Annotated in this window: 13 protein-coding genes; 2 read left to right on the forward strand and 11 right to left on the reverse strand. The window is 38.7% G+C overall.

Going from position 1 to position 13,895, the window contains the following annotated elements; translation table 11 throughout:
* Nucleotides 1-226: 226 nt before the first annotated feature.
* The 10 genes from KH400_RS20050 to KH400_RS20095 form a co-directional block, all read right to left on the reverse strand.
* On the reverse strand, nt 227-1,186 hold the full coding sequence (locus KH400_RS20050) for a calcium/sodium antiporter (RefSeq protein ID WP_217227703.1): 960 nt from the start codon (nt 1,184-1,186) through the stop codon (nt 227-229).
* A 136-nt stretch (nt 1,187-1,322) separates the two neighbouring features.
* Nucleotides 1,323-2,306, reverse strand: a complete 984-nt coding sequence (locus KH400_RS20055; protein ID WP_217227705.1) for a Gfo/Idh/MocA family protein — start codon at nt 2,304-2,306, stop codon at nt 1,323-1,325.
* Nucleotides 2,307-2,347: 41 nt separating this feature from the next.
* Nucleotides 2,348-2,665: a DMT family transporter gene (locus KH400_RS20060; protein WP_217227706.1), complete on the reverse strand. Its 318-nt coding sequence runs from the start codon at nt 2,663-2,665 to the stop codon at nt 2,348-2,350.
* A 156-nt stretch (nt 2,666-2,821) separates the two neighbouring features.
* The gene (locus KH400_RS20065) at nt 2,822-3,703 is read right to left on the reverse strand and encodes a glycine betaine ABC transporter substrate-binding protein (protein WP_312889297.1); all 882 of its coding nucleotides are present in this window, start codon (nt 3,701-3,703) and stop codon (nt 2,822-2,824) included.
* Nucleotides 3,704-3,781: 78 nt separating this feature from the next.
* Nucleotides 3,782-4,618 (reverse strand): ABC transporter permease, encoded by an 837-nt coding sequence (locus KH400_RS20070; RefSeq protein ID WP_217227707.1) that lies wholly within the window; start codon nt 4,616-4,618, stop codon nt 3,782-3,784.
* The gene (locus tag KH400_RS20075) at nt 4,615-5,817 is read right to left on the reverse strand and encodes a quaternary amine ABC transporter ATP-binding protein (RefSeq protein WP_217227708.1); all 1,203 of its coding nucleotides are present in this window, start codon (nt 5,815-5,817) and stop codon (nt 4,615-4,617) included. The genes KH400_RS20070 and KH400_RS20075 overlap by 4 nt, the downstream gene beginning before the upstream one ends.
* Nucleotides 5,818-6,326: 509 nt before the next feature.
* Nucleotides 6,327-7,088: a siderophore-iron reductase FhuF gene (gene fhuF / locus KH400_RS20080; protein ID WP_217227709.1), complete on the reverse strand. Its 762-nt coding sequence runs from the start codon at nt 7,086-7,088 to the stop codon at nt 6,327-6,329.
* A 15-nt stretch (nt 7,089-7,103) separates the two neighbouring features.
* A complete protein-coding gene (locus KH400_RS20085) occupies nt 7,104-7,898 on the reverse strand; it encodes an ABC transporter ATP-binding protein (RefSeq protein WP_217227710.1) in 795 nt (264 codons plus the stop codon).
* Between the two features lie 18 nt (nt 7,899-7,916).
* Nucleotides 7,917-8,978, reverse strand: a complete 1,062-nt coding sequence (locus tag KH400_RS20090) for a FecCD family ABC transporter permease (protein ID WP_217227711.1) — start codon at nt 8,976-8,978, stop codon at nt 7,917-7,919.
* Nucleotides 8,975-9,979: a FecCD family ABC transporter permease gene (locus KH400_RS20095; protein WP_217227713.1), complete on the reverse strand. Its 1,005-nt coding sequence runs from the start codon at nt 9,977-9,979 to the stop codon at nt 8,975-8,977. The genes KH400_RS20090 and KH400_RS20095 overlap by 4 nt, the downstream gene beginning before the upstream one ends.
* Nucleotides 9,980-10,184: 205 nt before the next feature.
* Here KH400_RS20095 and KH400_RS20100 point away from each other — a divergent pair, with 205 nt between their 5' ends.
* Both KH400_RS20100 and KH400_RS20105 read left to right on the forward strand, forming a co-directional pair.
* Nucleotides 10,185-11,159, forward strand: coding sequence for an ABC transporter substrate-binding protein (locus KH400_RS20100; RefSeq protein ID WP_217227714.1), 975 nt, complete (start codon nt 10,185-10,187; stop codon nt 11,157-11,159).
* Between the two features lie 295 nt (nt 11,160-11,454).
* Nucleotides 11,455-12,786 carry a CitMHS family transporter gene (locus KH400_RS20105; RefSeq protein ID WP_217227715.1) on the forward strand — a complete coding sequence of 444 codons (1,332 nt, stop codon included), beginning with the start codon at nt 11,455-11,457 and terminating at the stop codon, nt 12,784-12,786.
* An 88-nt stretch (nt 12,787-12,874) separates the two neighbouring features.
* Here the strand turns inward: KH400_RS20105 and KH400_RS20110 are convergent, their stop codons facing one another.
* Nucleotides 12,875-13,798: an AEC family transporter gene (locus tag KH400_RS20110; protein ID WP_217227716.1), complete on the reverse strand. Its 924-nt coding sequence runs from the start codon at nt 13,796-13,798 to the stop codon at nt 12,875-12,877.
* Between the last annotated feature and the right edge of the window lie 97 nt (nt 13,799-13,895).

Consider the following 13,895-nt stretch of genomic DNA (forward strand, 5'->3'; position numbering starts at 1 on the left):
CCCTATAGAATATAGAGCTAAAGCCGCTTAGGTCATTTTTATTATTTCCACTGTCTACTTGACAGGGGGCAGTTCAAAAGGTTCGTTTCACCTTTTGTCCCAGCCTCGAAGCAATGAGCGCAACCGTCACCAATCTTTTAAAAGCCCGTGTGAGATTCACATCGGGCTTGTGGCAAGTAAAGCCATTGCCTATCGTTTAACTCGTTTTGTTCCGATACCTTCACCCTTAATTTCTTATAATTATATATACAAGGTATGAAATATAAGCGAGAGTCAGTACCAACCCTTCCATCTTACCCACTTTACATTGCGTTCTAGAGAAAATAAACAATACTACGGTCAATACTAACATCGCTGAGACATCGAAAAATATTTTAAAATTTACAGAAAGAGGCATGATCAATGAAGTGGCCCCAAGAACAAATAAAATATTAAATATTGAACTCCCAACGATATTACCTAATGCAATTTCACTTTGCTTTTTTAAAGCCGCAGTAACGGCTATAACAAGCTCTGGTAACGAGGACCCAATCGCAACAATCGTTAAACCGACTAATGCCTCACTCATACCAAAGCGAAGGGCAATTTCTGTACTGTTTTCAACTACTAAATACCCCCCGAAGATAATTGCAGAAAGACCACCTATTGAGAATAAAATATTCTTTCCCCAACTTAACTCCTTTTGATCGCTCGTCGCTTCTTCTAATTCCTCATCACGGCTGTTTCTTGCAGCTTCGATTACATAGTATAAAAAGATAGCAAAAAACAGTAAAAAGATGACCCCGTCACTTCTCGTAATGATGTTTTCAGGTGTCTCTTGCAAATATTGGTCACTCATTAATACGAGTAAAACGATACTTGCTAAAAAAGCAAACGGAATTTCTTTTCTAATCGTTGCACTTTCGACTTTTAAAGGGAAAATAAATGCAGTGACACCAACAACCAAAGCCATATTGATGATATTACTCCCAACAACATTCCCTAATGTGACATCCGCATTGCCTTCGAATGCCGCAATCATACTCACTGTTGCCTCTGGGGCTCCTGTACCAAAAGCAACGATAGTAAGCCCTACCAAGAGTGGTGGTACACGCAGCAATGTGGCAATATTAGCAGACCCATCGACAAAATAGTCAGCACCCTTTATTAATAATACAAACCCAAGCAATAATAACAAATATACCATGCACAATTACCTTTCTTTTCATGATCTATACTGTTAAGATGCTCGATTTGAAAAATAATATCCATTTATGACTGAGGGCACTGAAAAAGTGCGAAGCCGTTGCATCTTTTAAAAGATTTCTTCTAACTAACAAACGTTATCGATCCGCTGGATACACAATTCCCATTTGCTTGCGGGCGTCTTCAATAATTTCTGATGCTACCAATGAGTTCTTGTAGGTATTGACCTGCGATTCTAGCTCACCATTTTTAATCAAATCAATAAACTCTTTCACTTCATAATACATAGACGGCTTTTCTTGCTCTCTTGTGATATCCTCTACACTTCCATCGTTAAATTTGATATCAACTTTTTCCGGAGTATGGATCTTATCAATAATAATGTTTCCCTTTTCTCCTTGAATTTCCGATGGTAAGGACGAATTCGTAATTTTAGAATAGCTAATAACTGCGTCCTTCTCACTGTATTTTAATGTCATACTTCCTTCTCCATCCACTCCAGATTCGAGAACAATTCCATTCGCTTTTACTGTATCTGGCTTGCCGAAGAGCACGACAAGTGGATAGACGCAATAGACACCAATGTCCATTAAAGAACCATTGGAAAAGGCTGGATTAAATGCATTTAAAATTTTTCCTTCTTTATACGCATCGTAACGGGAAGAGTATTGGCAATAACTTGCAACATAACGACGGATTTTGCCGATCCTATTTATATTCTCTTGAATGGTTTTGAAATTAGGAAGTAACGTTGTTTTTAGAGCTTCCATTAATAAGACATTGTTTTGTTTAGCCGTATAAATCATATCGTTGACTTCCTTACTATTTGAAGCCATCGGTTTTTCACAAAGAACATGTTTACCGTGTTCCATACACAGGATCGCCTGCTCTGCATGAAAAGAGTTTGGACTTGCGATGTAAACAGCATCAATCTCATCACTTTCTACGAAGCTCTTAAGGTCTGTAAAAGTAGCTTCTACACTAAACTTCGCTGCAAATCTTTTTGCTTGTTCATCCGTTCGCGAATAAACAGCTGAGAGTGTAAACCCTTCTACCTCAGTTGCTGCTTGTATAAATTTTTCTGTTATCCAATTTGTCCCAATTACACCAAAACGGATCATTTTTTACCTCCATATCTCGACTTAAATCAATGTTGAATTCACTAGACTTTACTTAGATTGAGACCTATAACTCCTATGATAATAAATAGGATAGAAATAAGCTTTAAAATACTTGCCGATTCTTCAAACCAATATACCCCAACGACCGTTATTAGAACAATACCCAATCCCGACCACATCGCATAAGCGATACTAATATCAATCTTTTTTAAAGCTAACGCAAAGAATGCAAGACTAAGCAAATAACAGATAAGTGTCATCATAACTGGATACAGTTTTGTAAATCCACTAGAAAACTTCATCGATATTGTACCTGCAACCTCAAAAACGATTGCTAAGATCATAAATAACCAGCTCATTCAATTACCTCTCAATTTTCTATTGTTTTAAAAAACAAGCACCTGATTCACGCTTTAGATTCCTAATCAAAATGAATAACACGTTGTAAAAAAAGTCTGCCCCTAGACTGCATGGTGCACAGTCAGGTACAGACTTTTAAAACAATACACTGTTCGTTATTCACCTAACATTTCACTGACATGTTGCTGATTATTTTCAATCCATTCTCTCGCGACTTCAACTTCATCAGCGCCATCTTCAATTTCAGCAATCATCTTTTCAATTTCCTCAACCGGCATGCTCCAATTGCTTAAGAATTCATACGCTGCTGGCGCTGTGTCTTGAAAATTAATATTCGTTAATACGTGGATCTCTGAAGTCGGGAAATACTCTTCTTGGCCTTCAAGTACCTTAATATCCCAATTAACAAACATCGTATGTGGACGCCAACCTAAGAATAATACAGGTTCTTCTTGGCCAATCTCTCGCATCGCTTGGGACAACATCCCTGCTTCACTTGATGATACATATTCAAGATCAAAACCAAGCTCTTCGATCATTTCTCTTGAAGTGATCGTCATCCCACCACCTTCTTCAATACCATAGACCTTGCCATCAAACATCTCTTCATTGCCTTTAAGATCATCAATTGAGTCAATTCCTTCAACATATGAAGGCACAACCCAACCTAATTCTCCATCTGGATAACTAAGGGCTGTTTGATCAATGTCGTCTCCATATCTCTCCATGAAATGTCCATGCATATCTGGCAACCACGCATCCATAAATACGTCAATATCACCTCTTGACATTCCTGTATAGACCGCACCCGCATCCGCACTTTGAAGCTCTACAGTATACCCAAGATCTTCAAGTAGAAGCTTAGCGATATTAGTTGGTGGCACTGTACTTGACCATGGAGTAACTCCAACGGTTATTGTACCTTTTTCAGTTTCACTATCCGTATCGTTTCCACTCGTTTCTTCAGTGCCACATCCAATAAGCAGCACTGATAGTAATGCAAAAGCCAGACTTGCAACTAGAAACTTCATTTTCATTTTTCTACACTCCTTAAATTATGTATGTTCTGCACTATAAACCGATTCCGATAACCTCATGTTTTACATACGGAACCATTAACTATGTTTTTGTTCACCTAACCCTTGTGTAATTCGGTCTAGTACAATCGCTAATACAACAATACCAAGACCACCTACAAGACCAAGACCAACATTGACACTAGAGATCCCTGCCAACACCGTTGAACCGAGTCCTGGTGCACCGATCATCGAAGCAATCACTGCCATCGATAATGCAAGCATGATCGTTTGGTTAACACCAGCCATAATTGTTGGAACAGCTAGTGGCAGCTGAACTTTCGTTAAGATTTGCCATGATGTCGATCCGAAAGCCTTCGCCGCTTCAACGACATCTTCAGGGACTTGTCTAATACCCAAGTTTGCTAAACGTACACACGGTGGTGTCGCAAATACAAACGTTGAAATCACTGCTGGGACCCCGCCTAAACCAAATAATAAAATGGCTGGAATCAAATATACAAAGCTAGGAAGAGTTTGCATAAAATCTAAAACTGGTCGGACGATTGTCTCACCAATATCAGATTTTGCACTCCATATCCCAATGGGAACCCCAATTACAATCGAAAATGCGGTTGCAACGATGACAATCGTTAACGTTTCCATCGCTGCATCCCATAGACCAACTGAACCAATAAACAGTAAACCTATGAAACTAAATAAAGCAATCCCTTTTCCTGCTGTTCGCCAAGCAATGAAAACAATGATTAAAGCGATAATTTCGGGTTGGACCCATGTTAGCGCAGAGGAAATCCCATTGATGATAGCCCCAATTACAACACTAATAAAATCAAAGAAAGGGCCAAGTACTGGAATTAACCATTCATCAACAAAGCGATTTGTCCAATCCTCTAATGGAAGATGAAAATAATTCACGCTATGATCACCTCCTCATCAGCTTCTTTCCCTAAGGCTAATCCTGATAAAATCGAGACTCTCACAATGATCCCAAGTAACTTTCCATCCTCAACTACAGCAATTGGATATTTTGCTTCAGCTGCGACGCCTATCAACTCATGTAATGGCGTTTCAGGTGATGTTGTCGGATAAGTGCCGACAAGCAAATCTTCTACAGGTAGCTTTTCCTTCACTCCTTGCACTGCCTCATCAATCGTTAACAATCCTTTTAACATTTGATCTTTATCGACAACAAAAATACTGGATATGCCCTTTTCCTCCATTCGCCTCACCGCCACATGTGGTCCCTCTTTGACCGTTGTCAGAACATCAGGCTTTTTCATGACATTAGAGGCAAGTAAGACTTTAGAACGGTCCACATCCTGAACAAAAGTAGACACGTAATCATTGGCTGGGTTCGACATAATCTCTTCAGCAGTACCAATTTGAACAATTTCACCGTCTTTCATCATCGCAATCCGATCTCCTAATTTAAGTGCTTCATCTAGATCATGTGTGATGAATAGAATGGTTTTATTTAGATTCCTCTGAAGTTGAAGAAGCTCATCTTGCATATCTTTACGAATTAATGGATCTAACGCGCTAAACGCCTCATCCATTAATAAGATGTCTGTTTCATTTGCTAGGGCTCTCGCTAATCCAACACGCTGTTGCATACCACCACTTAGTTGATCAGGATAACTCTCCTCATATCCACTTAAGCCAACATCTTTGATCGCCTTTCTAGCTCTTTCCTCCCTTTCCTTTTTAGGAAAATCTTGAACCTCTAGACCATATTCAACATTCTTCAAAATCGTTCGGTGTTGAAAGAGTGCAAAGCGTTGAAATACCATACCTAACTTTTTACGACGAACTTGCATTAGTTCGGTTTTATCCATTTTAGTAAGGTCTTCACCATCGATGAGAATCTCACCAGCTGTAGGGTCAATCAAACGATTAACTAAGCGGATAAGGGTTGACTTTCCACTCCCAGATAACCCCATAATCACAAAGAACTCACCTGCTTTTACAGAGAAGCTTGCATTGTTCACCCCTACAGTCATTCCTGTTTCTTTAAGAATTTCTTGTTTTCCTTGTCCTTCTTTCACACGTTTTAAACCTTCTTTTGGATTCGAACCAAAGATTTTAAATACGTCATTTGCTTCGATTTTATTCATTGCATTCCCCTTTTTCAGTTAAGACTATTACTCTATTGTTTTTCCAAGCAAAATTGCGATCGAAACACCACAACCTGTCGAAAAATATCAAATTTTACACTAAATTGAACGAGAATTATCATAACACTTAGTTAAAAAATCCAACAAACCTACCTAGAAGCCTTTAGCCGATATTATCTCCTTCAGTGAAGGTCAGTGAACTTCAGTGAAAGTCAGTGACGTTTTTTCACTTTTCAACGTATTTACGTTATAAACCTTGTTAACCTGTTGGTAAGAAGGTGGCTAAACAAAACCATTACATTAGCATTTTTGATCTTTATACTAAGAGCTTCTAAGCACCAAATAGAGTGCTGATAATAAAAAAACAAGACGGCTTTCTAAAATAATAGAAAGTCGTCTTGTTTTAGAAATCCCTTACATATTAACAACAAAACCCGACAACAATTGAAGTCGGGGAACAATCAACATTCCTAAATAGTCAAGAATATATAAAGGCTTTACTAGTCGTACTACCTACAATTCTTTGGACAGGTGTAACACATTTTCCTTGATTCCGCTTGATAAGAAAAACAACAAGTTTTGCGGATGCGGATTTCCTTTCCTTCAACCAAGGTTTTCTCGTGGTAAAATCTAGTCAGCGGATTTCGGTTGTAGTTACCAAACAAAGATCCTTCAGCATCATTGAGCAGATAGGAAAAGTCTTCTTTCAACCTCTGCTTGACATCCTCAGCGCTCTCCTTTTCTAATAAAGATTCATATAACCAAAAGAGATAAATCGCTGTATTTTCCCATAATATTTGTTTCGGAACTTTCCACGCTGTTGACAGTTCATTGCAGATCAGATTAAGGTGATTGGCAAAAATGTCCTCAACTAACAACCTTCGCTGGAAGACCCTTTCCTCTTCACTATCAAACAGACGTACCGTTTGATCTACTAATAGTAACTGAGGTAACCAATGTTCGGTAGACTTTGATGGTTCTAAGAATAATTGGTCTTTAGCTAGGTTTATCTTTTTATTTAAAACTGAAAAGCTATAAAAAGCAGGAACAACAAGTAGAAAGCTATAACGCTTTGAAAAGATAGAGGCAGTCACACGGCCATCCTCGGCATCCATGTCTTGTTGTAAGTCTTCAATGAGTTTTTTTAAATAAGCTCGATCAAACAACATCTCAACAGGAATCGATTGTGTTGCTTCAGTTTTTTTATGAAAACAGACACGGTAATTACACAATTCATTCCGTTCATTTGCATCCAACTGTAGCTTTTTCATCAACTGACACCTACTTTATTTTATTATGCAGCGTCCTTTTCCATAAGGGATACATAAAGGTGTTCCAAAAAGTGGATCACTTGTTACTTGACAATCCATGCGAAAAACGTTCTTCACCAACTCACACGTAATAACATCTTCAGGCTTGCCTTGATCAAAAATTTTCCGATTTTGAACCGCGACAATATGATGAGCGTACCTGCAAGCTAAGTTTAAATCGTGAAGTACCATCACAATCGTCCGCTGCTCTTTTTCATTTAATTCAAATAACAAATCTAAAATCTCGATTTGATGTGTCATATCTAGATAGGTCGTCGGTTCATCTAATAAAATCGTATCTGTATCTTGAGCAAGGGTCATCGCGATCCATGCCCGCTGCCTTTGACCTCCTGAGAGAGAATCTACCTGTCTCTCAGCTAAGTCGGTTAATTGAGTTGCTTCTAAAGCTTCGCTAACCTTCCTCTCATCTACTTCTGACCATTGTTTTAACCAGTTTTGATACGGGTAACGTCCTTGTTTAACGAGCTGAAGAACGGTCAAACCTTCAGGTGCTTCTGGGCCTTGAGGAAGAATCGCTAGTTGCTTAGCAATTTCTTTTGTCTGCATTTTTTGAATGGAAGTTCCATCAAGAACGATCGATCCTGATTTTGGCTTTAGTAACCTTGCAAGTGAGCGCAATAACGTTGATTTTCCACAGCCATTTCCACCAATAAATACTGTTATCTCACCTTTAGGTATTTTTATATCAAGCTCCTCGATGATCACTGACTCACCATACCCGAGTGTTAATCCTGAAGTTTCAAGGCTCATACGATCTAAATCCTTTCATTATAAGTTTCGATTTTTATATAATAAGTAAATAAAGTAAGGTGCTCCAATCACTGCAGTAAATACACCCGCAGGAATTTCATTCGGACTAAAGAACGCCCTTCCAATTAAATCCGCTACCATCACTAAAATTGCACCAACTAGAGCAGATACTGGTAGGAGCGCACCAAAGGATGAACCGACCAGTTTCCTAGAAATATGTGGAGCAATTAAACCGACAAACCCAATTCCACCGGCAAAAGCGACAGCCCCTGCTGCAAATCCAGTACTTAACAGTAATAGGCCTATTCGATAACGCCCAACAACACTTCCGACACCAGTAGCAATCGAATCCCCTAACTCTTGGACATTCAAATGTCTCGTTACAATCGCTAATATGACTAGTAAGGCGACCGTCCATGGTAACAACGTTGCAACATTTTCCCAACTAGCTCCATAGATCGATCCTGTCAGCCAAATGTTTGCTTGGCTTGCTTGATAAATCGGACCTAGAACCATAAACAATGTTGTAAGTGCTTGTGTTAAAGCCGACAAGCCAATCCCTATCAAAACAAGTCGAATGGGTGAGACACCATTTTTCCAAGCTAATATATAGATAAGCAAAGCAATTAACGTTGCCCCTATAAAAGCAGCTAAGGGCATCCATTTTATGCTTACGGTTAAGGCATTATGCTCATTACTGAAAATCGCTAAAAATGAAACGACGGCAACCGCAGCACCACCTGTAATACCGATAATATCTGGTGACGCTAATGGGTTTCGAATTATTCCTTGCAAGATCGCACCTGAGATGGCAAACGAGATTCCAACAAGAATCGCAATCACAATTCTCGGTAGTCTAAAGGAGTTTACAACGAGATTTTCCATATCCGTTCCATAACCGAACCAAGCTTTTATGACATTAATAGGGTTAATTTTCATTTCCCCTAACCCCGCACTTAAAAGAGCAACAATAATTGTAGTTAATAAGAGAATGAAAAAAACAAATATACTTCTACGATCAACTAAAAAGGACAGGTTATCTTTTCCAAGACGTAACACAAAATACTTTTTTAAATTCATGATTTAGACACCCCCTTACGTGCAATATAAATGAAGAATGGTGTCCCAATAATTGCTGTCATCACTCCAACTGGTACTTCTTGTGGCATGATGACATATCTAGCACTAATGTCGGCTACCAGTAACAAACACCCGCCAATAATTGCACAGTAAGGAATCAGCCAACGATGATCGATCCCAACAAAGAAACGAGCGATGTGAGGAACCATAATTCCAACGAAACCGATCGGACCCGCAATCGCCACAGATCCTCCCGCTAATATAATTATTATGATTGCAGAAATTAATTTGATAAATCCTGTTCGCTGCCCGAGACCTTTGGCTACATCTTCTCCCATCGATAGTAAGTTAATGTGCCTAGCAATCACTAATGAACCAACCCAAGCCACAAGTAGGTAGGGTAAGACACTTTGTAAATATTCAAGGTTCCTCCCTTGGACAGAGCCTGCCAACCAAAACAACACTTCCTCTAAGGCCTTTTCATTTAAAACAAGCATCCCTTGCGTTAAGGACGAAAACAAGGCCCATATCGCTGCCCCTGCTAGCGTAAATTTCATCGGTGTTAGTCCTTCTCTTCCTAACGATCCAATAAAATAGACGGCAGCCCCTGCAAGTGCTGCGCCTGCAAATGCAATCCAAACGAAAGACCCTAAAGAGGTAATAGAAAAGAATGTGACCGCACTAACAATAAAAAAACTCGCACCAGCATCTATACCAAATATCTTCGGATCGGCTAATGGGTTGTTCGTCAACGCTTGCATCAATGCGCCTGCGACTCCGAGACTAGCTCCCACAGTAGCTGCAATCAATGCCCTTGGCATCCTGGTTGTTTGGATAATTAAATGTTCATTTGACCCATTAAAGTTTGTGTAGGCTTCAATAGCTGTTTTCCAGCTTGTATTTGTATATCCATAAACAATACTTAAACAAATAAATAAAAGAAAGATGACGATCCCAACGATAAGGCCGCTAACTTTTGCTGGTGTTGATTTTAATATCATGATTGTGTGACCCCTTTAATAGTAAATGATCTATTATTCTAGTAAATTAATATCAGTACTTAAAGTTTATGTTAATTGATAATAATAGTCAATGAACGTGAGAATCATTTTCACTTACATATTGACATTTTTCACAATCACACTTACTATTATATATGCAATTGAAATTAATTATCAATTAACACATTTTGGAGGAGACATAATTATGCGAAGAGCATCATTAAAATTTATCTTGTTCTCGATGATGATTACACTCGTTTTAGCTTTAGCTGCATGCGGGAACAATTCAGAAGAAGAGACTACTGAACCTGCTGAGAATGACAACGAAGAGACAACATCTTCCTACATAGTTGAACACGCCATGGGGTCAACGGAAATCGCAGGGACACCAGAAAAAGTAGTCATTTTAACGAATGAGGGAACAGAAGCATTACTAGCCTTAGGGGTTACACCTGTAGGAGCTGTTACGTCTTGGACTGGTGATCCTTGGTATGAGCATATTAGTGAAGATATGGAAGGCGTACAAGAACTAGGGACAGAGAGTGAACCAAATTTAGAAGCCATCGCGGCTCTTCAACCTGATTTAATTATTGGAAACAAAATGCGTCAAGAAGCCGTATATGAGCAATTAAGTGCGATTGCACCGACTGTCTTTGCAGAGTCACTACGCGGAAACTGGAAAATCAACTTTGAGCTTTATGCAGAAGCGTTAAATAAAACAGAAGAAGGCGAACAAGTATTAGAGGATTACGCAGCACGCATTGCTGCTTTCCAAGAGGAAGCTGGTGATCTCCTAGACTTAGAAATCTCTATGGTTCGTTTCTTAGGTGGAGATGTACGAATCTATCAGAAAGATTCATTCTCAGGTGTAATTCTTGAGGAGATTGGTTTTAACCGCCCAGAATCACAAAGAGCAGATGAACTTGCGATCATGGGGGCAACAAAAGAAATGATCCCTGATATGGATGGTGACATTCTTTTCTACTTCACCTATGAAACTGGTGATGGAGAAGGATCAAATGTTGAAGAAGAATGGTTAAATGACCCGTTATTCCAACAACTACCTGTTGTTGAAAGAGGAGATGCTCATAAAGTCAGCGATGCCATTTGGAACACAGCAGGCGGAGTCCTTGCCGCTCACCTCATGATCGATGATTTAGAAAGTAAAATTTTAGAATAAACCCAATCCGCACTGACAGTAGATAAATGCTGTCAGTGTTTTTTTGGTTATTCATGATCTAACTAAACTAGGATTTCTATAGATAGGGGGGAACCTCTCTGTGATCAATATGAACAAAATAGCATTATTAATCAATATTCCGTTTATCTTCATAAACTATCTCCTCTTATTCTCGTATGATAAGTTATTAAATATATCAGAAACTTCTTAAAAATTTTTAACAAATTTTGAAAGCGTTTTACTGAGACGTTTTCTTTTATGAATTTATACTTTTACTTAGAGGGGGAGGAAACGAATGCTTAGTATTATAGGCTTTGCTACCATTTTAACGATCGTTATCTTACTGATAAAAGGGCGTATATCACCAATCATTGGTTTAGTAATCGTCCCAATTATCGGGGCCTTAATAGCTGGCTTTGGAATTGTAGAAATCGGTACCTTTTTTAATGAAGGAATTGATCGAGTCATTAACGTTGTCATTATGTTCATTTTTGCGATACTCTTTTTTGGCGTAATGCAAGACGCCGGACTATTTGATCCGATAATTAATAAAATGATTAAACTTTCTAGAGGTAATGTAATCGCTGTCGCAGTTGGAACAGTTCTTGTCGCTGCTATTGCCCACTTAGATGGTTCGGGGGCATCGACTTTCCTTATTACAATACCTGCGTTATTACCTTTATATCAACGTTTAAAAATGAGTCCGTACTTACTTCTCTTATTAGTAGGGACAAGTGCAAGTATCTTAAACATGCTACCATGGGCAGGTCCACTTGGACGAACGGCGGCTGTCCTTGGGATGGATCCAACTGAATTATGGAGACCACTCATTCCATTACAAATTATTGCGCTAGTTTTATTAGTTGGGATGGCTATCGTCTTAGGGATCCGCGAAAAGAAACGTATTGCTAACCGAAGCGATACAGAAGATGCTCATCTAGAAGTAGCAGCTACTCAGGAGCTAGCAGCTGAAACCCATTCAGAACAAGAAAAGGACAATCCACTAGCACGTCCAAAACTATTGTGGGTGAATCTATTATTAACTTTAGGCATGATTGGAATGTTAGTATGGGGAATTATCCCGGCTGGTTTTGTCTTTATGATTGCCCTTAGCCTTGCTTTACCATTGAATTATCCGAAAGTCAGTGACCAAATGGAGAGAATTAAGGCACACGCGCCAAATGCACTCCTTATGGCAAGTATTATCTTAGCTGCAGGGTCATTTTTAGGAATCTTAAGTGGCACTGGGATGTTAGATTCTATTGCAGTAGATATGGTGACGATACTTCCTGCTTTCATAGTACCTTATTTACACCTTATCATCGGTGCTCTAGGGGTACCATTTGAGTTAATCTTAAATACAGATGCCTATTATTTTGCTTTACTGCCAGTCGTTGAACAAATTGTTACAAGTTATGGTGTTGATGTGTATTCAACTGCTTATGCAATGATTATTGGAAATATTATTGGCACATTTGTCAGCCCATTTTCACCAGCCCTTTGGTTAGCCCTCGGGTTAGCAGGATGTGAAATGGGGAAACATATCCGTTACTCACTAGTATGGGTTTGGGGTTTCAGTTTAGTTCTTATGGTTGTTGCCATTTTAATTGGAATTATTGCGATCTAATCAAAAAACTTCTCTTGAGAGTTATCGATCTCAAGAGAAGTTTTTTGATAGTGCGGTTCTAAAAAAGGGACAGAAAGAATGTCATAGACTAAAAGATAAGTTGTGCGATAAAAACAACGGTTGTAACTGTGATCGCACTGAGCAATGTTGTAACTAGAACGGTTTGAGCAGCAAGCTCTGGATTATTATTAAACTCTAACGCAAACTGCGCACTATTACGCGAGGAAGGAAATGAACTCGCAATAAATAATGCTTGAGCTACCGTACCTTCTAACCCAAAGAGAAAAATAAGAGCCAAAGCGATGGTTGGTGCGAGTACTAGTCTACCTATACAGCTTAAGACTAGTATTTTATTAATCTTCGTCATTTGTATGTAGGCAACTTGTGCCCCTAATACTAAAAGCGCCATAGCGATAAATGCGTTCGCTACACTTTCTAGCGGGTTCCAAAGAACGATTGGAATTTCTACTGACAGTGTTTGCAATAACACTCCTGCTATAAGTGCATACAACATCGGCATTTTAAATAAAACTTGCAATGCTTGTCGTCCATGATAGTTCACAGAGACAGAATTTAATAATCCGTATGTATAGGTGACAAAGTTTTGAATAATAGTAACGATAATTTGAATCGTCATTCCTAATGGGTTCTGTTGGAACACAAGCTGACTTACTGGAAGACCGTAATTGGCTGAATTCATTAAGACCACACTATTTTTTAATGTTGCAGACATCCCCTTATCCAGTTTTAATAGCCGAGAAGCTACTGCACAGATGATCATTAAAATCAGACACAATACTAATTGATAGCTAATAACTTCTACTAGTACCTGTCCGTCAATATTACTTTTATACACGTTTACAAATGTCGTTGTTGGTAATAGATAATAAGTCGTGATTTTCGATAAGGTTTTTAGATCAAAATGAAATTTCCGATGCAGAATAATTCCCATCGCTAATAAAACAAAAACAGGCAAAATAACACTAGTTAGGATAACAAAAAATAGGTTCATATTTTATCATTCCATTACAGTAATATCGAATCGATTTGTTCACCGAGTCCAAGTAGATATGATCCAATGTAGCATAAAAAGAACGAAACCTACAGAT

It is taken from the genome of Desertibacillus haloalkaliphilus (assembly GCF_019039105.1).
In the GTDB taxonomy this organism is placed as follows: Bacteria; Bacillota; Bacilli; order Bacillales; family KJ1-10-99; genus Desertibacillus; species Desertibacillus haloalkaliphilus.

Coding starts and splice junctions, on each gene's coding strand:
- KH400_RS20060 (WP_217227706.1), bottom strand. CDS start 2,665: ATGAGCTGGTTATTTATGATCTTAGCAATCGTTTTTGAGGTTGCAGGT.
- KH400_RS20090 (WP_217227711.1), bottom strand. CDS start 8,978: ATGAATTTAAAAAAGTATTTTGTGTTACGTCTTGGAAAAGATAACCTG.
- KH400_RS20065 (WP_312889297.1), bottom strand. CDS start 3,703: ATGAAAATGAAGTTTCTAGTTGCAAGTCTGGCTTTTGCATTACTATCA.
- KH400_RS20075 (WP_217227708.1), bottom strand. CDS start 5,817: ATGAATAAAATCGAAGCAAATGACGTATTTAAAATCTTTGGTTCGAAT.
- fhuF (WP_217227709.1), bottom strand. CDS start 7,088: ATGAAAAAGCTACAGTTGGATGCAAATGAACGGAATGAATTGTGTAAT.
- KH400_RS20055 (WP_217227705.1), bottom strand. CDS start 2,306: ATGATCCGTTTTGGTGTAATTGGGACAAATTGGATAACAGAAAAATTT.
- KH400_RS20095 (WP_217227713.1), bottom strand. CDS start 9,979: ATGATATTAAAATCAACACCAGCAAAAGTTAGCGGCCTTATCGTTGGG.
- KH400_RS20105 (WP_217227715.1), top strand. CDS start 11,455: ATGCTTAGTATTATAGGCTTTGCTACCATTTTAACGATCGTTATCTTA.
- KH400_RS20110 (WP_217227716.1), bottom strand. CDS start 13,798: ATGAACCTATTTTTTGTTATCCTAACTAGTGTTATTTTGCCTGTTTTT.
- KH400_RS20085 (WP_217227710.1), bottom strand. CDS start 7,898: ATGAGCCTTGAAACTTCAGGATTAACACTCGGGTATGGTGAGTCAGTG.
- KH400_RS20100 (WP_217227714.1), top strand. CDS start 10,185: ATGCGAAGAGCATCATTAAAATTTATCTTGTTCTCGATGATGATTACA.
- KH400_RS20050 (WP_217227703.1), bottom strand. CDS start 1,186: ATGGTATATTTGTTATTATTGCTTGGGTTTGTATTATTAATAAAGGGT.